At 65.3% G+C, this 20,445-nt stretch carries 19 protein-coding genes, 1 tRNA gene and 1 pseudogene; 5 read left to right on the top strand and 16 right to left on the bottom strand.

Features of this window, described 5'->3' with window-relative positions; all coding sequences use genetic code 11:
* Positions 1–94: 94 nt before the first annotated feature.
* The 8 genes from dctM to SK095_RS13275 all read right to left on the bottom strand — a co-directional run bounded on the left by dctM (position 95) and on the right by SK095_RS13275 (position 8,246).
* Positions 95–1,378 carry a C4-dicarboxylate TRAP transporter large permease protein DctM gene (gene dctM / locus SK095_RS13310; RefSeq protein WP_136491065.1) on the bottom strand — a complete coding sequence of 428 codons (1,284 nt, stop codon included), beginning with the start codon at positions 1,376–1,378 and terminating at the stop codon, positions 95–97.
* Positions 1,375–2,007 (bottom strand): TRAP transporter small permease, encoded by a 633-nt coding sequence (locus SK095_RS13305; RefSeq protein WP_136491064.1) that lies wholly within the window; start codon positions 2,005–2,007, stop codon positions 1,375–1,377. Before SK095_RS13305 ends, dctM begins: the two co-directional genes overlap by 4 nt.
* 102 nt (positions 2,008–2,109) lie before the next feature.
* Positions 2,110–3,117: a C4-dicarboxylate TRAP substrate-binding protein DctP gene (gene dctP, locus SK095_RS13300; RefSeq protein ID WP_136491063.1), complete on the bottom strand. Its 1,008-nt coding sequence runs from the start codon at positions 3,115–3,117 to the stop codon at positions 2,110–2,112.
* Positions 3,118–3,435: 318 nt separating this feature from the next.
* Positions 3,436–4,818 carry a sigma-54-dependent transcriptional regulator gene (locus tag SK095_RS13295; RefSeq protein WP_136491062.1) on the bottom strand — a complete coding sequence of 461 codons (1,383 nt, stop codon included), beginning with the start codon at positions 4,816–4,818 and terminating at the stop codon, positions 3,436–3,438.
* Entirely contained in the window at positions 4,815–6,629 is a 1,815-nt protein-coding gene (locus SK095_RS13290; protein WP_136491061.1) for a sensor histidine kinase, read from the bottom strand. Before SK095_RS13290 ends, SK095_RS13295 begins: the two co-directional genes overlap by 4 nt.
* A 29-nt stretch (positions 6,630–6,658) precedes the next feature.
* Positions 6,659–7,528, bottom strand: a complete 870-nt coding sequence (gene rfbD, locus SK095_RS13285; protein ID WP_320546561.1) for a dTDP-4-dehydrorhamnose reductase — start codon at positions 7,526–7,528, stop codon at positions 6,659–6,661.
* On the bottom strand, positions 7,525–8,073 hold the full coding sequence (gene rfbC, locus SK095_RS13280; RefSeq protein ID WP_136491059.1) for a dTDP-4-dehydrorhamnose 3,5-epimerase: 549 nt from the start codon (positions 8,071–8,073) through the stop codon (positions 7,525–7,527). The genes rfbD and rfbC overlap by 4 nt, the downstream gene beginning before the upstream one ends.
* Entirely contained in the window at positions 8,070–8,246 is a 177-nt protein-coding gene (locus SK095_RS13275; RefSeq protein ID WP_136491058.1) for an SDR family oxidoreductase, read from the bottom strand. Before SK095_RS13275 ends, rfbC begins: the two co-directional genes overlap by 4 nt.
* Before the next feature lie 130 nt (positions 8,247–8,376).
* Between SK095_RS13275 and SK095_RS13270 the strand changes: the two genes are divergently transcribed.
* Positions 8,377–9,204 (top strand): TlpA disulfide reductase family protein, encoded by an 828-nt coding sequence (locus tag SK095_RS13270; protein WP_320546560.1) that lies wholly within the window; start codon positions 8,377–8,379, stop codon positions 9,202–9,204.
* 61 nt (positions 9,205–9,265) lie between these two features.
* A tRNA-Thr gene (locus SK095_RS13265) sits at positions 9,266–9,341 on the top strand.
* 134 nt (positions 9,342–9,475) lie between these two features.
* Here the strand turns inward: SK095_RS13265 and SK095_RS13260 are convergent.
* From SK095_RS13260 to SK095_RS13245, 4 genes are all read right to left on the bottom strand, one after another.
* Positions 9,476–9,772, bottom strand: a complete 297-nt coding sequence (locus SK095_RS13260) for a hypothetical protein (protein WP_320546559.1) — start codon at positions 9,770–9,772, stop codon at positions 9,476–9,478.
* Positions 9,773–9,991: 219 nt separating this feature from the next.
* Positions 9,992–11,749, bottom strand: coding sequence for a DUF927 domain-containing protein (locus tag SK095_RS13255; protein WP_320546558.1), 1,758 nt, complete (start codon positions 11,747–11,749; stop codon positions 9,992–9,994).
* Complete coding sequence (locus SK095_RS13250) at positions 11,746–12,624, bottom strand: toprim domain-containing protein (protein WP_320546557.1); 879 nt, start codon at positions 12,622–12,624, stop codon at positions 11,746–11,748. Before SK095_RS13250 ends, SK095_RS13255 begins: the two co-directional genes overlap by 4 nt.
* Positions 12,617–12,874, bottom strand: coding sequence for a helix-turn-helix domain-containing protein (locus tag SK095_RS13245; protein ID WP_320546556.1), 258 nt, complete (start codon positions 12,872–12,874; stop codon positions 12,617–12,619). Before SK095_RS13245 ends, SK095_RS13250 begins: the two co-directional genes overlap by 8 nt.
* Before the next feature lie 171 nt (positions 12,875–13,045).
* Between SK095_RS13245 and SK095_RS13240 the strand changes: the two are divergent.
* Positions 13,046–13,156: pseudogene (locus tag SK095_RS13240) on the top strand (recombinase family protein); the annotation flags it as partial.
* A gap of 407 nt (positions 13,157–13,563) precedes the next feature.
* Here SK095_RS13240 and SK095_RS13235 read toward each other — a convergent pair.
* The 4 genes from SK095_RS13235 to dcm form a co-directional block, all read right to left on the bottom strand.
* On the bottom strand, positions 13,564–13,956 hold the full coding sequence (locus SK095_RS13235) for a DNA mismatch endonuclease Vsr (protein ID WP_320546555.1): 393 nt from the start codon (positions 13,954–13,956) through the stop codon (positions 13,564–13,566).
* The gene (locus SK095_RS13230; protein ID WP_320548900.1) at positions 13,953–16,073 is read right to left on the bottom strand and encodes an MvaI/BcnI family restriction endonuclease; all 2,121 of its coding nucleotides are present in this window, start codon (positions 16,071–16,073) and stop codon (positions 13,953–13,955) included. Before SK095_RS13230 ends, SK095_RS13235 begins: the two co-directional genes overlap by 4 nt.
* Before the next feature lie 428 nt (positions 16,074–16,501).
* The gene (locus tag SK095_RS13225) at positions 16,502–16,930 is read right to left on the bottom strand and encodes a very short patch repair endonuclease (protein ID WP_320546554.1); all 429 of its coding nucleotides are present in this window, start codon (positions 16,928–16,930) and stop codon (positions 16,502–16,504) included.
* On the bottom strand, positions 16,927–18,222 hold the full coding sequence (gene dcm / locus SK095_RS13220; RefSeq protein WP_320546553.1) for a DNA (cytosine-5-)-methyltransferase: 1,296 nt from the start codon (positions 18,220–18,222) through the stop codon (positions 16,927–16,929). The genes SK095_RS13225 and dcm overlap by 4 nt, the downstream gene beginning before the upstream one ends.
* A 109-nt stretch (positions 18,223–18,331) precedes the next feature.
* Here dcm and SK095_RS13215 point away from each other — a divergent pair, with 109 nt between their 5' ends.
* Together SK095_RS13215 and SK095_RS13210 are read left to right on the top strand one after the other, a co-directional pair.
* Positions 18,332–18,883, top strand: a complete 552-nt coding sequence (locus SK095_RS13215) for a hypothetical protein (protein ID WP_320546552.1) — start codon at positions 18,332–18,334, stop codon at positions 18,881–18,883.
* A 52-nt stretch (positions 18,884–18,935) separates the two neighbouring features.
* Positions 18,936–20,342, top strand: coding sequence for a type II restriction endonuclease (locus tag SK095_RS13210; protein WP_320546551.1), 1,407 nt, complete (start codon positions 18,936–18,938; stop codon positions 20,340–20,342).
* Positions 20,343–20,445: the final 103 nt, after the last annotated feature.

Here is a 20,445-nt window from a genome sequence, read left to right as displayed (position 1 = left end):
GCGCCGCTGCGCACTCCGCGCCGCCTTTCGTCGGACAAAAAAAGACCCGGCAGAGCCGGGTCGAACGCCTTTCAAGCCAGAACGCGCAATGGGATCAGCTCATGCCCAGCCACTCGGGCAGGGCCAGGGAGATCGCCGGGATGTAGGTGATGAGGAGCAGGAAGCCGATCAGCATCATCAGCCAGGGCATGGCGGCGCGGATCACCGCGGACACCGGCATGCCGGTGACCGCCGAGGTGACGAACAGGTTGAGGCCCACCGGCGGGGTGATCAGGCCGATCTCCATGTTCACCACCATGATGATGCCGAGGTGGATCGGGTCGATGCCCAGCTGCACGGCGATCGGGAACAGGATGGGGGCGAGGATCAGGATGATCGCCGAGGGCTCCATGAAGGCGCCGGCGACCAGCAGCACGATGTTCACCACCAGCAGGAACATCCACGGCGACAGGCCCATCTCGACCACCCAGGCGGTGATCTGCTGGGGGATCTGCTCGGTGGTCAGCACGTGGGCGAACAGCATGGCGTTGGCGATGATGAACATCAGCATGATGCTCAGCTTGGCCGACTCGAGGATCACCGCCGGCGCCTCGGACAGCTTCATGTCCTTGTAGACGAACAGGGCGACGAAGGCCGAGTAGACCGCGGCCACCGCAGCCGCCTCGGTCGGCGTGAACATGCCCGAGTAGATGCCGCCGAGGATGATCACCATCAGCAGCAGGCCCCAGATCGCCTTGCGCGCGGCGCCCAGCCACTCGCGCACGCTGGCGCGCGGCAGGGCCGGCAGGTTCTTCTTCACCGCGATGATGTAGATCGCCACCATCAGCACCGCGCCGAGCAGGATGCCCGGCACCACGCCGGCCATGAACAGCTTGCCGACCGAGGTCTCGGTGGCCGCGGCGTACACCACCATCACCACCGACGGCGGGATGAGGATGCCCAGGGTGCCGGCGTTGCAGACGATGCCGGCGCCGAACGCCTGCGGGTAGCCCGAGCGCACCATGCCGGCGATGGCGATGGAGCCGACCGCGGCCACGGTGGCCGGGCTGGAGCCCGACAGCGCGGCGAACAGCATGCACGCCAGTACCGCGCCGATCGCCAGGCCGCCGCGGATGTGGCCGACGCAGGCGTTGGCGAAGTCGATCAGCCGGCGGGCCACGCCGCCGGTGGTCATGAAGGCGCCGGCGAGCAGGAAGAACGGGATGGCCAGCAGGGTGTAGTGCTCGGAGGTCTCGAACAGCTTGATCGCCAGCGAGCGTACCGAGTCCTCGCTGAAGATCATGATGGTCAGCGAGCCGGCCAGGCCGAGCGACACGGCGATCGGCACGCCCATGAACATCAGCACGAACAGGGCGAGGAACAGGAACAGGATGGTCATTTGGTGTGCTCCTCGTGCTCGGTCAGCTTGATCGCCTCGGCGGCCTCGTCGGCCAGGCCCAGGCCGGTCTGCCGGTTGGTGAGGATGCGCACGAAGATCTCGGCGAAGCGGATGAACACCATGGCGAAGCCCAGCGGCACGATCAGACCGATGTGCCACTGCATGACGCCGAAGTGGCCGAGGTCCTCGGCGCCGATGGCGGCGGTGAACAGGGTCTGCACCCACTCGAAGCTGGCCACGCTGAGCAGCCCGGCGTAGCCCAGGCAGGCGGCGCAGCCGACCAGGCCGATCAGGCGCTGCACCGGCTTGCTGGCCAGCTTGACCAGCGCGTCGACGCCGATGTGGCCGGCGGTGCGCACGCCGTAGGCCAGGCCGAAGAAGATCAGCCAGGCGAACAGCGCCTTGGTCAGCGCGTTGCTCCAGGTCATCGCCTGGGCCAGGTCGAGGATGAAGTCGCCGATGGCGAAGAAGAAGTCGCCGGCCGCCGCGAAGCGATCGCCGAGGTTGTAGAACAGCGTGTACAGGTTGTTGAGGATGACGTAGACGAACGTCACCAGGGTCATGGCCGCCAGCAGGAAGACGATGAAGCCTTCCTCGAAGCGATCCCAGACCAGGCGCAAGGCGTTCATGGCAGGTATCTCCGGTGGAAAGAACGGCGGGGCGGGCGGCGTGCAGCTCTGCGGCTGCCGGCGGCGCCCGCCCCGCGGGCGAACCAATCGCTCAGGTAGAACTCAGTTGGCGGTATTGGCGGCTTCGGCGGCCTTGATCAGGTCGGCGCCGATCTCGCCCTCGAACTTCTTCCACACCGGCTTCATCGCCTCGCGCCACTTGGCGCGCTGCTCGTCGTTGAGGGTGATGATCTCGGTGGTCTTGGCATCGAGGATGCGCTGCTTGTCGCCCTGGTTGAGGGCCTCGGCCTGCTTGTTCACCTCGACGGACACCTCGTCCATGATCTTGCGCAGCTCGCTGCGCACGTCATCCGGCAGGCCGTTCCAGAACTTGGTGTTGGTGATCACCATGTAGTCCAGCACGCCATGGTTGGACTCGGTGATGTACTTCTGCACCTCGTGCATCTTCTGCGAGTAGATGTTCGAGTAGGGGTTCTCGGCGCCGTTGACCACGCCGGTCTGCAGGCCCTGGTAGACCTCGGCGAAGCTCATCTTGCGCGGGTTGGCGCGCACCGCCTTGAACTGCTCCTCGAGCACCTGCGAGGCCTGCACGCGGAACTTCAGGCCGCGGGCGTCCTTGGGCTCGTACAGCGCCTTGTTGGCCGACAGCTGCTTCATGCCGTTGTGCCAGTAGCCCAGGCCGGTGATGCCCTTGCTCTCCATGGAGGTCAGCAGGCCCTGGCCGGCGGGGCTGGCCTGGAAGCGGTCGACCGCCGCCATGTCGTCGAACAGGAACGGCAGGTCGAAGACCTGGACGCCCTTGGAGTAGTGCTCGAACTTGGCCAGCGACGGGGCGATGAGCTGCACGTCGCCGAGCAGCAGCGCCTCCATCTCCTTGCCGTCGCCGAACAGCGAGGAGTTCGGGTAGACCTCGACCTTGACCTTGCCTGCCAGGCGCTCCTCGGCCAGCTTCTTGAACAGCACCGCGCCCTGGCCCTTGGGCGTGTTCTCCGCCACCACGTGGGAGAACTTGATGACGATGGGGGCGGTCGCAGACTCGGCGGCCTGGGCCAGACCGGCGACGGCGAGCGAGAGGGCGCAGGCGAGCGCCTTGGCAGTCAGCTTGAACATGCGGGTACTTCCTCGTTGTTGTGATGACGCAGCTTGAACGGCGTTACCCCGGCGGCCGGCCTGCCGCCGGCCCGAGCGGTGGAGAGAGGGGGAACCGCTCGGGCGCGGCGGACAGGCCGGCGCGGGATACCCTGAGCTTAGCAACCGCTATGCCAGCGGCCGGAAACGTGCGCCAGCGCCCGCCCGCATGGAGGCGCAAAGGCCTCTGGTGCGCGGCTTGCAGGGGTGGGTTCGACTTTGGTCGAGGGGTGGAATGCCGCGCCCGGCGCGGCCCGGAGTGGCCGGCGCGGGCGGGTGGGGTGGCGGGATTCCGCCAGATCAGTCGAGGTCGTCGTGCGGGTTTCCGCCACCCTCGCCGAGGCTCAGGCCGTGCTTGCGCAGCTTGTCGTGCAGGGTCTTGCGCGGTACGCCGAGCGCCTCGGCCAAGCTGCGCAGCGAGCCATGGCCGCGGGCCAGTTCGGCGGTGATCAGGCCGCGCTCGAAGGCCTCGACGCGGGCGGCCAGGTTGCCTTCGGTCGGCTGCCCGACGGGCGCCTCGCCGAGGCCCAGATCAAGACCGAGGGCGAAGCGCTCGGCGGCGTTCTGCAGCTCGCGCACGTTGCCCGGCCAGGCGTGGCCGAGCAGGGCTGCGCGCTCGCCGGCGTCCGGTTCGCGCAGCGGCAGGCCGTGGCGCTCGGCGGCCAGGGCGCCGAAGTGGCGGAACAGCAGCAGCACGTCGTCGCCGCGCTCGCGCAGCGGCGGGATGCGCAGCGGCGCGACGTTGAGGCGGTAGTACAGGTCGGCGCGGAAGCGGCCCTGGTCGGCGGCCACGCGCAGGTCCTCCTTGGTCGCCGCGATCACTCGGATGTCCAGCGGGATCAGCTGGTTGGAGCCGAGGCGCTCGACCGTGCGCTCCTGCAGCAGGCGCAGCAGCTTGACCTGCACGTCGAGGCTCATGCTCTCGATCTCGTCGAGGAACAGGGTGCCGCCGTTGGCGAACTCGAACTTGCCGATGCGCCGCTTGCTGGCGCCGGTGAAGGCGCCGACCTCGTGGCCGAACAGCTCGCTCTCCACCACCGACTCGGCCAGGGCGCCGGCGTTGATCGCCACGAACGGACCGTCGCGGCGCGCCGAGAGGTCGTGCAGGGCGCGCGCCACCACCTCCTTGCCGCTGCCGGTCTCGCCGAGGATCAGCACGTCGGCGCGGGTGCCGGCCAGCGCGGCGACCTGCTGGCGCAGGCGCACGATCTCCGCCGACAGGCCGATCAGGCGGCCCTCCAGCGCATCGCGGCCGGACAGGGTCTGGCGCAGCTGGCGGTTCTCCAGGGCCAGGCGGCGCATCGCCTGGGCGCGGCGCACGCTGTCGAGCAGCGCGTCGCTGGAGAACGGCTTCTCGAGGAAGTCCCAGGCGCCGGCGCGCATCGCCTGCACCGCCAGCGGCACGTCGCCGTGGCCGGTGATCAGGATCACCGGCAGCTCGGGATCGCGGCCGTGCAGTTGCCCGAGCAACTGCAGGCCGTCGATCCCCGGCATGCGGATGTCGCTGACCACCACCCCCGGCCAGTCCGCCGGCAGCGCTTCGGCCAGGCCGCGGGCGTCGCCGCGCGCCTCGACCCGCAGGCCGGCCAGGTCGAGGGTCTGCGCCAGCGCCTGGCGCAGGTGCGGGTCGTCGTCGACCAGCAGCACCTCGGTGGCGGCGGCGACGGTGGGCGCGGAACTCATGGGCGATCCTCCGGGGACTGGGTGCCGGGCCCGGCGCTGGCCGGCAGCAGGTTGAGGGTGACCAGCGCGCCGCCATCGTCGTGGTTGGCCAGCAGCAGCTCGCCGCCGAGGGCGCGGATCAGGCTGTCGCAGATGGCGAGGCCCAGGCCGAGGCCGCGGGCGGTGGTCTTGGTGGTGAAGAACGGCTCGCGGGCGCGCGCCAGCGCCTCGGCGGTGAAGCCCGGGCCGTTGTCGCGCAGGGTCAGGCTGATGCGGCCGTCGGCCAGGGTCTGCGCGCTGAGCCACAGGCGCCGCGGCGGCGCGCGCTCGGCGAGGGAGTCGAGGGCGTTGGCCAGCAGATTGCCGAGCACCTGGCGCAGGCGCGTCTCGCCGGCCTGCACCCACAGGGTGGCGTCGGGCAGGTCGCGCAGCAGCTCCACCTCCAGCGCCCGGCGTCGGCTGGCCAGCAGGGCCAGGGCGTCGTCGAGGGCCGGCTGCAGGGCCACGGTCTCCGGCGCCTTGCGGTCGCGGCGGGCGAAGGCCTTGAGGTGGCTGATGATCGAGGCCATGCGCGCGGTCAGCTCGCTGATCAGCCTGAGGTTGCCGCGGGCGTCGTCGATCCGGCCGTGGTCGAGCAGCACGCCGGCGTTGTCGGCGTAGCTGCGGATCGCCGCCAGCGGCTGGTTGAGCTCGTGGCTGATGCTGGCGCTCATGGTGCCCAGCGCGGAGAGCTTGCCGGCCTGCACCAGCTCGTCCTGGGCGCGCACCAGCTCCTGCTGGGCCTGCTCGCGCTCGAGCACCTCCTGCTTGAGGCGCTCGGTCAGTGCCACCAGGTCTTCGGTGCGCTCGGCCACCCGCTGCTCCAGTTCGCGGCGGGTGCGGGCGTCGAGGGCCAGGCGTTCGAGCAGGTGGCGGCGGCGCTGCAGCCACACGGCGAGCAGCAGCAGGATCGCCAGCAGGGTCGCCGTGGCGATGGCCATCACGCTCTGCACCGGGCGCTCGACCAGGCTGCGCGGGGCGAGGATGTTCACCGTCCAGCCGGTTTCGGCGAGCAGGTGGCTCTGGCGCAGCCAGTCGTGCTCGGCGAGCGCCAGCGGCTGCGGCTGCTGGGTCGGATAGGGCAGGTTGGCGGCGATGTCGGCGCGCTCGGCGGCGCTCAGCGCGCGGGTGGCGCGGAAGCGCCAGTCCGGGCGCGAGGTGAGGATCACCACGCCGTTGGCGTCGGTGACCAGCAGCTGCTCGGGGGTCGAGCCGAGCAGGGTCTCGGTGTGGTCGAGGTCGATCTTGACCACCAGCGCGCCGAGCACCTCGTGGCCGTCGCGCACCGCGGTGGCGAAGTAGTAGCCGCGCTTGCCGGAGGTGGTGCCGAGGCCGAAGAACTGGCCGAGGCGCCCGGCCAGCGCCTCGCGGAAGTACGGGCGGAAGGCGAAGTTGCGGCCGACGAAGGCGTCGTAGTCGCTCCAGTTGGACGCCGCCAGGGTCAGCCCGGCCGGGTTCATCAGGTAGATCACCTCGGCGCCGCTCTGCCGGCGCACCCGGTCCAGCAGCTGGTTGGCGGCGTTGATGCTGTCGGCGTCCTCCTGGGCGCGCAGGGCGGCGCGCAGTGCCGGCAGGTCGCCCATGATGTGCGGCAGCGCCTCGTAGCGGCGCAGGGTGCCGCGCAGGTTGGCCACGTACAGCTCGAGGGTCTGGCTGCTCTGCCCGGCCACCCGCTCGCGGTAGTAGCGGGTCGCCAGGTGCTCGATCGGCCACAGCAGCGGGGCGAGCAGGGCGGCGAGGACGAACAGGGTGCGCCAGCGCGGACGCTGCAGCAGGTCGAGGGGGCGGAGCATGGCGGCCTTCGGCGGTGGATCGGCCGGCATTATGCGGGGCCGGCCAGACAGGCCGCCAGCGCCGTGCGCCAGTCGGGCAGCGCCACGCCCCAGTCGCGCTGCAGGGCGCTGCAGTCCAGGCGAGAGTCGGCCGGGCGCGCCACCGAGCTGGGATAGTCGGCGGCGGCGATCGGCAGCAGGCGCGCACAGGGCTCGCCGCGGGCGCGCAGGTCGGCGGCGATCGCCTCGGCCAGCTCGTACCAGCTGGCGCCGCCGGTGCAGCTGGCGTGGTACAGGCCGCCGGGGCCGGGATTGCCGGCGGCGATGCGCGCCACCAGCGCGAGGCTGGCGGCGGCCAGCGCGGCGCAACTGGTCGGGTTGCCGAACTGGTCGGCGACCACCCGTACCTCGGCGCGCTCGCGCAGCAGGCGCTGCATGGTCAGCAGGAAGTTGCGGCCGTGGCGGCTGTACAGCCAACTGGTGCGCAGGATCAGGTGCCGCCCACCCGCCGCGGCGATGGCCTGCTCGCCGGCCCGCTTGCTCTGGCCGTAGACGTTGAGCGGCGCACAGGCGTCGGTTTCCCGGTAGGGCCGGCCTAGGCGGCCGTCGAACACGTAGTCGGTGGAGTAGTGCAGCAGCCAGGCGCCGAGCGCCGCCGCCTCCTCGGCCAGCGCGGCCGGCGCCGCGGCGTTGAGGGCGAAGGCCGCCTGCGGCTCGCCTTCGGCCTGTTCCACCGCGGTCCAGGCCGCGGCGTTGACCACCAGCTGCGGCCGTTCGCGGCGCAGGCACTGGCGCAGCGCGGGCAGGTCGTGCAGGTCCAGTTCGGCGCGGGTCAGCGCCTGCAGTTCACCGAAGCTGGCCAGCAGCGGGGCGAGGCTGCGGCCGAGCTGGCCGTGCGCGCCGAGCAGGAGGATCTTCACGGGAACACCTCGGCATCCGCCAGCGCCAGGCCCTCGGCATCGCGCGGCGACAGCAGCGGCGCGGCGGCCAGCGGCCAGGCGATCGCCAGGGCCGGGTCGTCCCAGCGGATGCAGCGCTCGTGCCGCGGACTGTAGCCGGCGGTGGTCTTGTACAGGGTGACGGTGTCGTCGGCCAGGCTGAGGAAGCCGTGCGCGCAGCCCGGCGGAATCCACAGCTCGCGGCGGTTGGCCGCGCTCAGCTCGATCCCCAGCCAGCGGCCGAAGGTGCTCGAACCGCGGCGCAGGTCGACCACCACGTCGAACACCGCGCCCTGTACCACGCGCACCAGCTTGCCCTGCGCGGCCGGCGGCAGCTGGTAGTGCAGGCCGCGCAGCACGCCGCGGTGCGACAGCGAATGGTTGTCCTGGACGAACTCGGCCGCGATGCCGGTCAGCTCGGCGAAGGTGTGCGCGTTCCAGCTCTCGAAGAAACAGCCGCGCGCGTCCTCGAACACCCTGGGTTCGAGGATCAGCACGCCGTCCAGGGCGGTGGCGATGGCCTTCACGGCAGTTCCTCCAGCAGGTGTTCCAAGCGCTGCGCCGGATCGCATTCGGCAAGCACCTCGGCATGTTGGCCGCGATTGCTCAGATACATCTCCGCTTCTCCGCACTGACGGATCAGCTGGGGCACCAGCGCCGAGCCGATGAAGCCGGCACCGCCGGTGAGCAGGATGCGCATGCGCGGTCTCCGCAGGTCATTTCCGGTAACGGCGCCGGGCTGGCTCCGCTGCGTGGTGCGGGCGAAGATGGCCGCCCGCCGCCCAGCCACAAGGATACCCGATGCCACCGCCTGCCGCCCCGGAGCACCGATGCTGACCCTCGACCTCGGCCCGCTGGCCCTGCCGGTGCGCTACCTGCTCCTGCTGCTGGCCTTCGCCGCCGCCTGGGCCGTCGGCTGGTGGGCCGGCCGACGGCAGCGCCTCGATCCCGAGCCGACCCTGTTCGCCATGCTGCTCGGCGGCCTCGTGCTGGCGCGGCTGGCCTTCGTGCTGCAGTACGCGGGCGACTACGCCGCCGCCCCCTGGCAGGCGCTGGACATCCGTGACGGCGGCTTCCTGCTCTGGCCCGGGGTGCTCGGCGCGCTGCTGATCGGCGCGATCCGGGCCTGGCGCCGCGCCGCGCTGCGCCGCCCGCTGGCGCTCGGAGTGCTGGCCGGCGCGCTGGTCTGGGGCGGGGCCAGCCTGGCCCTGCACCAGCTCGAACGCGCCGGCCGCCTGCCCGAACTGACCCTGCGCGATCTCGCCGGCCGGCCGGTGCTGCTCGACGAACTGCGCGGCCAGCCGCTGGTGATCAACCTGTGGGCCAGCTGGTGCCCGCCGTGCCGGCGCGAGATGCCGGTGCTGCTGGCCGCGCGGCAGAGCGAGCCCGGCGTGCGCTTCCTGCTGGTCAACCAGGGCGAGGGCGCCGCCGAGGTTGCCGCCTTCCTCGCCCGCCAGGGCATCGACGGTCAGGACGTGCTGCTGGATGGCGGCAACCAGCTCGGCCAACTGGCCGGCTCGCGCGCCCTGCCGACCACCCTGTTCTACGACGCCGCAGGCCGTCTGCGCCACAGCCACCTGGGCGAGCTGTCCCCCGCCAGCCTGCGCCACGCCCTGCAGTTCATCCGCCAGCCTCCGGGGGATGGCGCAAGACCCTGAAGATTCAGGCATTTTCCGGTTTACTCCGGCGCCTCAGTCGCTATAATCCGGACCCATTCTTGCCGGTATAGCTCAGCTGGTAGAGCAACTGACTTGTAATCAGTAGGTCCCGGGTTCGATTCCTGGTGCCGGCACCATATAAATCAAGGCCTGCAGCGATGCAGGCCTTTTTCGTTTTTGGCTCGGGGTTACGCCGGGGTTACGTTTCCAGTCTGTCTCATAGTGCCCAAGCACCGGGATCACGGGCACTGGCGATAACGCTCCAGTTGTTTCAATCCTCCAAAATGTCAGCCTCGGGCCAGCGCCAGCGAGCTGTCGCCAGTGCCTCCGAACGAGTCATGGGTTGGCCGACCATACGACAGATCAGCTTGCCGTGGAGAGTTACTGTCCAGGCGTTGTGCCGCGATTCGCTTGTGGGTTGTGTGGCTGGCAATGCAGCCTGAACTGCTCTTTGCGAGTCATTTGCTGCGGTGAGTGCTCGCAGCTCTTCAGGAGGAGGGAGAGGGGGCGGCTGCTGGGCGGGGATCTGGCGTACGGCCGCTTCGATCAGCTCGAACAGCTTGCTCATTCGCTGTGTCCTTGGGGGTTTTAGCGTGCCACAGGTGCCACAGCCAATAATGGCGCGGCCTGTAGCTGTGGCACGGGGTTTCTTGGTAGGTGCCACAAGTGCCACAGGTGTTGGTGTTGTGGCACTTGTGGCAGGTTTTCGCTTGCCGGGTGCCACAGCTGAAAGCCGCGTGGCTCTTGGCTGTGGCACCTGTGGCACGCTCGAAACGGTCAATCTCGCTCAGTCGTCAGGTGCCAGCCGGGCAGGGTCGATGAAGTACAACCAAGGCGTTGAGCCATCCGGCAGCCGGCGCTTCGCTTGGTACTTGCCGGGTGCTTGCTTCTTGGTGATGGCGCCCACATTGTCTAGGGCGCGCACTACGCGGGCCAGTTCAAAGCTCTTGGTGGCTTCCTCCAGGCCGCTGCGGTTGAACAGGTACAGACGCCCAGTGTTGGTGCTCTCCCAGTATCCGGCACGGTCGCGCACCTCGATGGCGTCAGCTTTGACAGACTGGAAGCGGCTCCCGCCGTGGCGATCGATGAAGTCGGCCACCGCCTTGAGAATCTGCCGGTCTTCACTCGGGCCTTCACCGCGCCCCGTCTGCCACTCATCGAACAGCCCCACCATGTTTTCGGTTCCCTGACCCTGTGCCAACGGCAGCAGGCCGAAGCCCGTAGCTAGCTCTAGGGCTAGAGCGGTGATGGCGAAGCGTTCGGCCACGCGGGCCGTTTGGCCGGTGCGGGCGGAGAAACGCTTACGGATGGTTTCCAGCAGGGCCGGCAGCCGCTCGAACTCGCCGTGCGCGATCAGTTGGCGGACAAACTCGGGACCTGCGTGACCGTAGTAGGTGGAGCTGGCGCGTGTGAGCGCGTCGGACAGGCTGGCGCCGCTTGGGTGGCCGTGGAGATCGTCCCAAGCGCCGAATTTTCGGCCAGCCGATACAGTGACCAAGCGCACATCCTGTCCAGCGCGGGTGCGCTTTCCGGCCTCAGCCATCTTGGTTTCCAAGGTGATCTCCCCACTCGACAGCAGCATGACGCGCCAGCGTTTGGTGGTGCGGGCTGCTCCGGTGCGCCCGGCACGTTGCTTGCCGATACCATCCGCCACGCTGTACACCACATCACCCACATAACGCGGGTCAGCCAGCCCCAGTTCGTCCAGGGCCAAAAGGGTGTCATTGCGAAGCGATGCGATCCCCTCCAAGCCGTTGGCGGTGGCTTTCCACTTCAGAGTGAAGCGCGCGCCATGCCCCCAGACAGAAGCTGCACACAGCACGGCGGTCGTTTTGCCGTTGGAGCTATCCGACAGCAGGTGGAAGCCTCCGCCCGTGTGGATGTCCAGTGGCGCCAGTAGCGGGCCAGCCAGCGCTGTGCCGATGGCCAGTTGCAGAATGGGATTGCCCGGCATCATGGCTGCGATATCCTCGCGCCAGCCGTCCAGGGTGCCGGCCTTACTGTAGTTGCCGTCGCCGTTGCTGTCGGCCTGGTAGAAGGCATCGCCCTGGCCGATTTTCTCCGAGGGGGTGATGAACAGCTCCGGACCCTGCCAGCCAGTAGTGGTGACGGCGGTGACGCGCCGCTTCGGTTTCTGGCTAGCAATGTAGCCCTGCACTTTCGCGCGGGACCGGTGATCGATTTCCAGCCCCATGTCGAGCAGCGCTGCCACAAGAGGGTCGGGCCTTCCGGCCAGCATTTCGCTAGGCATCACCCACTGCAACCATTTGCCGTCGATGTTTCGAAAATGGAGCAGGTAACCATAGCCCGAGGCTTGCGACACGTTACGGCTGATGGCCTCAACATGCAGCGGGCCGCACAGCCATGTATTCGCTGACATTTCTTCGTCTTCATCATCATCGCCCCTTTGCGCGATGTCATGAAACCAGACGCCAGGCCGCAGCTTCACACCATCGATGGTCACCTCGTGGTTATAGACGCACCAACAGGGCCGAACGGGGCTAGGGATGATGCTGCCGGGAATCAGATCAGCGTTGTTGCTCATTTTTTGGCCTTCCGCCACAGGTAGAGGTCATTGAAGTCGGACAGGCTCAACGGCTCGTCACCACGCCAGGGCGGGAAGATCAGCTCGCAGCCTAGGGCGCGGGCGGCGCGCTCTGCGGCGGTACGTCCGGGATTACCCTTGGTCTGACGGTCGTCGTCACCGGCGATGATCAACGGGTTGTCTGGGTATGCCAGGCGCAGGCGGTCGCCCACAGGCAGCAGGTTGCCGGCGTTCATAGCACAGGCGACGGCAGCGCCGGTGTACTCATGGATGGTCGCCCCGGTTGCCCAGCCCTCGCAGATGTAGATGTGCTGTCCGGGCTCCAGACGCACCCCAAGCGGGCTGTACGCACCCGTCACACGGCCGCCGCCCATGAACCGTTTGGTGCCGTCAGGGTGGATGCGTTGCAGGTTCACTAGCTGGCGTTCCAAGTACAGCGGTACCAGCAGAACGCCTCCCTGCTGGCGCAGGTTGTGCGGCTGGCAGTCCTTGCTGAGCAGGTAGGGGTGGGTGGTGGCAGCAGGGGCAGCCGTAGTCCACATTGCAGAGGCTTCGTCGGCGGTGGCCTGCTGGCGCTTATGCTGCTCGGCTTCGCGTTGGCGACGAGCCTGCTCAATGCGCTGAGAGACCAACTGCTCCTCTAGGTGATCAACGGGGCGCCGGCTGTTCCAGATCTGCCAGCTGCCCATCTTCCAGCTCCCGAACCAGCCCGACGCAATGCCATCCAGATACAAGGCATAGGCGCCATTGCGCGAGCCGGCGCGGTCGCCAGGGACGTGGAAGCGGTGAATCTCGCCATCAGGGATCGGCAGGAAGTCCAGCGGGCCGAAGGTGGCGGCCATTGCTTCGCGGAACAGAATCACGGGGTCAGTCATGACGGGTCACCTGGCCGGTGTGCAGCGCAGTGCGATGCGTCATGAAGTCCGTCAAGTCGCTGAGGCGGTAACGTACGCAGCGGCCGACCTTGATAAACGGCAGGTTGTAGCGCCCGGTCGAGCGCCAAACGGCCAAGGTGTTAGTACAGATGCCAAGCATTTGTGCGGCGTCAGCGCTAGTCAGGAGCAGTGTCGTGGTGTCAGCAGTGTTTGCCGCCGCCGTGGCCGCCTGATGATTCTTCGTTTGCATGGAGCAACTCCCTGTTAAATTGCATGGAGAGCATCCAAAAACGCTGCGCTGCCGTGTTCCGGCTAATTGCCGATTTTCTGTAGTTACTCGAGAAAATACTAAAAACTACGGTGATACACGGCTCATTACGGGTTAGCTGCTAGGTGTCCAGGGCTGTGCCTTAGTTGCTCGCGTCCCCAGCTTGACGGGGTGCTCATCTAGGTGTGTGAGAGCGATACCTTGGTGGTGCGCAGCATGGACCGCTTGGCCCGCAACCTGGACGATCTGCACCGCCTAGTGCAGTAGCTCACCAGTCGCGGCGTGCGCATGGCCCTGCTGGAGCAGCTCAAGTTGAAAGGTTTTTCCTAGGCGGTCGACCCGTTGCGGATTTCACGCCATTCGGACACTCAGCCCACACTGATCCGGACACATGTTCCACGCTCATTTGGACAGGTAGTCGGAGCGCTGCGACGCAGGGATGGCATTTTTAGAGCCGATAACAAAACCTCGTATGCGGTCGCTACAGACCGCACCGCCTCTGGCTCCCGTCGCGAGAGTCAGGTTTTTTTTAGCTGCTCTTAATCCGAGGTGTTCGGCTCGGGGCGGTTCAGGTATTTCGCTGCTACGCCGGTGAAGTGCTGCTGAAGACTTTCCATGTGCGCCACTTCCGTCGCTCGTAGACTAAGAGGATGGCTAGGCCGCAATCCGCTCTACAACGGGGCGTAGCCGTTCTTCCGGGCTGCCCTTGGCTCGCGCTCCCAGACTTCCAGAAGCCTCCAGCCAGGCGCACGAAGTGCTTTCCTTGCCTCCACATCGTGCTCGCGATTGCGCTCGATCTTGCCGAGCCAGAACTCTGTTCGGGTGCCGGGAACTTTGAACAGATGGCAATCGTGCCCGTTCCAGAAGCAGCCATGGACCATAGCCACGCTTCTGTAGCGAGGGAAAACGAGGTCAGGCTTTCCCGGCAGGTCTTTGACGTGAAGGCGGTAGCGGAAACCGCGGGCGTGCAGTGCACGCCGCACGATCATTTCTGGCCGGGTGTCCTTCGAGCGGATGCCGGGCATCATCTGACTCCGCTTTTCGGAGCCGACGACATCCGTCATGCAGTGGCCTTTTCAGCCTCGGACACCGGTTGTGCCTGTCCCCGCTGCTGGCCCGCCAGGATGGCCTCGACATGCGGGCGCATCAGCTGTGCGATGGCCTTCACCTTGGGCACCACCACCGCATTGCCGAACTGCTTGTACGCCTGTGTATCCGAAACCGGGATCTCGAAAAGCGGCTGGCCGGGCATGTCGAAACCCATCAGGCGCGCGCACTCGCGCGGCGTCAGCCGGCGCGGGCGGTTGCCCTGCTGGTGCACCAGGATTTCGGAGCCGTCCTTGTAGTACCGGGCTGACAGGGGCTGGGTCACGTCGTCCCTGCCGTTAATGACGAAGCCAAAGCCGTTGCCCGCTGCCTTGTGCTTGTCGGCGTAGGCCTGCAGGTAGTCCCAGAGCTTTGCGGTCAGGGTGTACTTCTCCGCGACCGTGGCCGCGTCACCCACGGTGAAGGGGGCTTCGGCCTCCTCGTCGCCGTTTTCCGGGTGCAGGATGTCGCCCAGTACCGGCGGTTTTTCCGGGAAAACCAGCTGGTCGAAGTCGAACGGCACGTCCTCGCGGAAGCCGACGATGAAGATGCGTTCGCGGTGCTGGGGCACCCAGTGCTGTGCGTCGATGATCCGGTGGTGGACGTGATAACCCAGCTCGTCCCGCAGGGTTTCCATGATGGTCTGGAAGGTGCGGCCCTTGTCGTGCCCCTTCAGGTTCTTCACGTTTTCCAGCAGGAAGGCTGCCGGGCGGTGGTAGGCCAGGATACGGGCTACGTCGAAGAACAGCGAGCCCTGCGTCTTGCCCTCGAAACCGTGGGTGCGGCCAAGCGAGTTCTTCTTGGATACGCCGGCAATCGAGAATGGCTGGCAGGGGAAGCCGGCCACCAGCACGTCGTGGGCCGGAATCTCGCTGGCCTCGATCTTGGTGATGTCGCCGGCCACCTCATGGTCGCACTCGTAGTTCGCCTGGTAGGTCATGCGTGCGTGGTTGTTCCACTCGCTGGTGAACACGCACTGCCCGCCCGCTGCGTCGAAGGCCTTGCGCATTCCGCCAATGCCGGCAAACAGGTCGATAAAGCGGAAAGCCGCGCGGTGCTTGTTCTCGTGGACCCTTGCTGTATGGGCAGTCCGCTCATTGATGGTATTGAGTATCCACTGGGACTGGGAAAGATCAAGTTTATCTGTGTGCTCATATAGGTTGCAGACGTTTTTCCACGCAACTCGGAATTGGTTTCTTTTCTTGGCGCGCCACTGCTCACCGTGAAGCTTTTGGTTTACACCCGGGTCATAGTAAATTGTCCCGTCATGTAAAGCTGAAAGGAATCGTTTGACTTCGGATCCTCGGCACAAAAGCACCTCTGGCCCATATTGGAAATACGGATATTCCTTGATTGAGGTCTTCGTGTAAGTAATATAGGCCGTCTGAGCATGTTTCCTTGACCAATGCGATATCAGTTTGCTGAAGCTCCATCCGGCGGCCAAGTTGCCGTCCTCGTCACGAAGCGTAAGGCCTCCATCCGGGTCGATTACCTCCCCACTGTTCGGGTCGTATCCCTCCATTCGAAGCGTAAGGGAGGATCTTTCGCAGGGGATATTGTTAAGATGCCTTCCTGTGAAGTCACGGCGAGAGCTGTCCGATCTCCCATAGTTTTCAAGGAAGATTCCTAGGTCATCTAGGTAGCTTCCGGAGTCTGGCTCTGGGGTCATTAGCGTCAGAGCACCGCTGCTGTGTGCCTTCAGTTCCCAGCCCATAAAGTCTGGTTCAGACGCCCCATTTGGAGTGATGTTAAAGAGGCTTTCTAACGTGTATCCGGCAGCGTTCTTGGCAGAATACTGGATTTTCTGCCCTGTCGCGTCCAAACGGCAGGAAGCAATGGGGCCACTGGCACTGATAGAGCAAAGCCTCCGCAGGAGCTCTTTGCGGCCGTCAGATTTCGGTGGTCGCAACTCATAGAAGACCGAGGCGACGCTGTTTGCGCGGTTACTCTGGATCCTCAAGATTGCATCTTGAGCAAGGACGCTCCCCCAAGCGCCTACATAAGCAAGGACCTCACCATTGGGGCAAATGCCGAGGACGAGGCATCTAGGTGTGTGCTCCCGCAGAATCCGCTCCTCTGGAGTCGGAGGTTGCATTAGGTGACTTGGCGCATGAGCGCACCCCCGTAGGAATCCTGACATACGAACTTCAGGATAACGGGGGTAGTAAATCAGCTGGGCACCAGGAGCAGGTGATGGCAGCCCGGTAAGGTCAGCTGGAAGCCAGCTAAGCGTGAGTGGCGCTTTAAAAATTACGCCGTCCCTTTCGCTGAACGTCCCTGTCAGCTCACCGTGCGGGATCATTCTGAGGACGTCAAAATCGCCACCGAAATAGATCTGTTGCTTGGAGTTGTCATTGTTCGCTAGCAGCTTGAACACGACATGGTGGGCCCCATGCCGATGCATGGCATCAGCAACATTTTCAAGTGGAGTTTTGAGACTGGCAGACATGGTTTCCCTTCCAAAGGCTGTCCTTGCTTGAGAGGTGCAGGGACATGGAGGGCGAGACTATTCCTCTGAATGGCTCAATTGGCAAGCGATAGCCAGGCCGCAATCCGCTCTACAACGGGCTGGTAGCCCGCTTTACGGGCGCCCCGCAACTCGCATTCCCAGACTTCAAGCACCCGCCACCCCAGTCCGGCCAGCGCCTGTCGCACTTCCGCATCCCGCTCCCGGTTGCGTCCGATCTTGGCCAGCCAGAACTCTGTCCGGGTGCCGGGCACTTTGAACAGGTGGCAGTTGTGCCCGTGCCAGAAACAGCCGTGGATCATGACCACGCTTCTGTAACGGGGGAAAACGAGGTCCGGCTTTCCCGGCAGGTCTTTGACGTGCAGTCGGTAACGGAAACCGCGGGCGTGCAGCGCACGCCTCACGATCATTTCTGGCCGGGTGTCCTTCGAACGGATCCCGGACATCATCTGGCTCCGCTTTTCGGAGCTGACGACATCCGTCATGCAGTGGCCTTTTCAGCCTCGAACAGGTCAGCAATGGCCAGTTGCGGGTCATGCCGCCGACTGCTTTCGAGAATGGCCTCGACATGCGGGCGCATCAGCTGTGCGATGGCCTTCACCTTGGGAACCACCACTGCATTGCCGAACTGCTTGTACGCCTGGGTATCCGAAACCGGAATCTCGAACAGCGGCTGGCCGGGCATGTCGAAGCCCATCAGGCGCGCGCACTCGCGCGGCGTCAGCCGGCGCGGGCGATTGCCCTGCTGGTGCACCAGGATTTCGGAGCCGTCCTTGTAGTACCGGGCCGACAGGGTACGTGTCACGTCGTCCTTGCCGTTGATGCCGAAGCCGAAACCGTTGCCGGCGGCCTTGTGCTTGTCGGCGTAGGCCTGCAGGTAGTTCCAGAGCTTTTCGGTCAGGGTGTACTTCTCCGCGACCGTGGCCGCGTCACCCTCGGTGAAGGGGGCTTCGGCCTCCTCGTCGCCGTTTTCAGGGTGCAGGATGTCGCCAAGTACCGGCGGTTTTCCCGGGAAAACCAGCTGGTCGAAGTCGAACGGCACGTCCTCGCGGAAACCAACGATGAATATGCGTTCGCGGTGCTGGGGCACCCAGTGCTGGGCGTCGACGATCCGGTGGTGGACGTGATAACCCAGCTCGTCCTGCAGGGTTTCCATGATGGTCTGGAAGGTACGGCCCTTGTCGTGCCCCTTCAGGTTCTTCACGTTTTCCAGCAGGAAGGCCGCCGGGCGGTGGTGCGCGATGATGCGGGCCACGTCGAAGAACAGCGTTCCCTGTGTCTTGTCCTCGAAACCGTGGGCGCGGCCCAGCGAGTTCTTCTTGGAGACGCCGGCAATCGAGAACGGCTGGCACGGGAATCCGGCCACCAGCACGTCATGGGCCGGAATATCGCTGGCCTCGATCTTGGTGATGTCGCCGGTCACCTCGTGGTCGCACTCGTAGTTCGCCTGGTAGGTCATGCGGGCGTACTTGTTCCACTCGCTGGTGAACACGCACTGCCCGCCCGCCGCGTCGAAGGCCTTGCGCATGCCGCCAATGCCGGCAAACAGGTCGATGAAGCGGAAAGCCGCGCCGGGCTTGCTCTCGTGGCCCCTGGCCGCGTGGGCAATCCGCTCGTTGATGACCTTGAGGGCCAGCTTGTCGGCCTGAATCTGCCCATTCTCCCAGCGGTAGACCGTGCTTTTCGATTTACCGGTCAGCTCCATCACGTCCTCGATGGTCATGCCTGCCTTTTCGCGCAGCAGGGCGAAGCTGGTCTGATGGTCATTGGGTGCCATTTTGTTTCCTCTGGGAACGTTTTTCGCATTTTGCGTATTCTGGGGATTGGAAAGACCTGTGGCAACAGGGCATCATGCGAAAAGTCGCAAAAACACTGGAAATTCATACATGGAAAATGATCTGGAGAGGGCGCGCATGGCGCGACTGCAGCAGCAGATGCAGGCGGCCGGCTGGAAAACGGACGCGGACGCCCTGTCCTGCAACCCGGTGAAGCTGTGGCTCTACAGCGTGAATCTCCACGGCGGGCCGCGTATGGTCACCCAGGCGGGCGCGCAGCTTTACCGGGACATGCAGTCAGGTGGCGGACTGATGGGCGACCTTGCCGCGCAGGTTCCCGTGCCTGGCGATGCGCTGTCGGACGCGCTGCGCTTCTACGACACGCTGCAGGCGCCGGACGCGGACGCCCGCCAGATGCTGACGATGTACCTTGCGCTCTATGCTCGCAGCACGCGCACATGGGGCATGGTGAAGCCGCTCAACCAGGTCGAGGGAGCGCACTTCTTCGTGTTCGACTGGCTCGCGCGGGACGGCAAGACCCGCGTGCTGCGCCCGGCCCATCACCACCAGCCGGGGCCGATGAGCGATGACGAGGTGGCCAGCCTGTTCCGCTTCGTGCTGGATGCCCACCTGCGAAATCACCCGGGCGACATGCCTGCGTAGTGGCCTCTACGGCTAGGTAGACCGGCGCTTGAGCCGTCAGTAGTATCCGCTTATGAAAAAAATCAAACGCTCGAATGGCCCTGTAATCGATACCTTCGCCGAGGCTGAAGCCTCGTGCTTTCTGACCTCCCTGCTGGACGAGAGCGATTCGCTCTACGTCAAGAAGCTGTCTGTGAACGATAGGGACTGGGCTCGTCGGCCAAACAAGCATCAGGGCGGAATCTACGTGCCTCCGGCCGAGAGGGATGGAGGCTTTTTCCCCCCGCTGGTGACGAAGGTGCGCAAGAAAGCCGACGCCGCCGTGATTCGCGAAGCTTATTTCGAGATCGAATGGCCAGCAGTCGGAGAGCCGAAGCGAGCTAGGCTTGTCAACTACACGAGTAAGGGGGTCGAAACCCATCTCACCGGCCTGCCGAAGCCGCCATTTCGCGATGCTTCTCCTGCCTCTCTGCTCGTCCTAGGGAGGAGTGGTAAACGATACAAGGCCTTGATCGTCGACTCCGAGAGCGACGAATACGACGTTGTCCATGACATCCTTTCTCTGCCTCCCGACTTCCGCTCGGGAATATTCATTACGACCGAGGTCCGACGGGAGCGGGAGGAGAAGACCGTCTCATTCATCGAGGAGGTCGTCAGGGCGTTTCGCGACGGAAGCTTCCCGGAACTCGCCTCGCGCTACGGTACGATGCCGACGACTTCGGAGCTCGCCGCCGCTGCGCGAAACCGCTATTTGGATGAGAACGGGCTGAGGAGCCTGGATCCATACGCTATGGGTAATCCCGGCGACGCTCTGTGGGCGATCAGTCGTGGTCTCGAATACGAGATTTTCAAGGACTATCAGATCAAAGCCAGGTCCATCGATCTGGCTCGGATGATTCTGGGGGATGACCCTGCTAAGGCGAGTCTCGAGAGGGTACTGCGGGCTGTCGTGCTCGACTTTCCCAAGATCGACGCTCTGTTGCTCTCTGCCGCTCAGCAGAGGAAGTCCCGCGCGGGCTACTCCTTCGAGCACCACATCGAGGCAATGCTGGCAGATGGCGGGATCCCGTTCGAGAAGCAGGTCGTGCTCGAAGCCAAGAAGCGTCCTGACTTCATTCTGCCGAGCAGAACTATATACGAGAGCTCTACCCGCCAGCACTGCGAGGCCCTCGTTCTAAGCGCGAAGACGACCCTTCGTGAGCGGTGGAAGCAGGTCAAAGGGGAGATGAGAGACTGCGATCTCTATCTTGCCACTCTGGACGAGAGTATCGCCGTAAACGCGATCAAAGATATGGCCTCTCAGGGCATCCACCTCGTTGTCCCCGAGAGCCTGAAGAACTCGGATACCACCGAATACAAAACTCAGGGCAGCGTGCTCTCGTTCAAGGATTTTTTCGAGAGGGACATTGTGGAGAGAAGAAAACTCTGGATTTCCAGCGGCATCGTCGCGGTCGGGCTGCAATCAAAGGTCAATCTCTGATCATGAGCCAGTTTGGACATGACTCACTCCTTTGGTTTCGTAAAAAACCAATAAAGCTCGGCTGGCTACTCATCTCTGGCGCACAGGTATTCGTGAATGGTGG

This window comes from Pseudomonas sp. AN-1 (assembly GCF_034057115.1).
In the GTDB taxonomy this organism is placed as follows: domain Bacteria; phylum Pseudomonadota; class Gammaproteobacteria; order Pseudomonadales; family Pseudomonadaceae; genus Geopseudomonas.
This window is presented reverse-complemented; position numbering and strand designations above follow the sequence as displayed.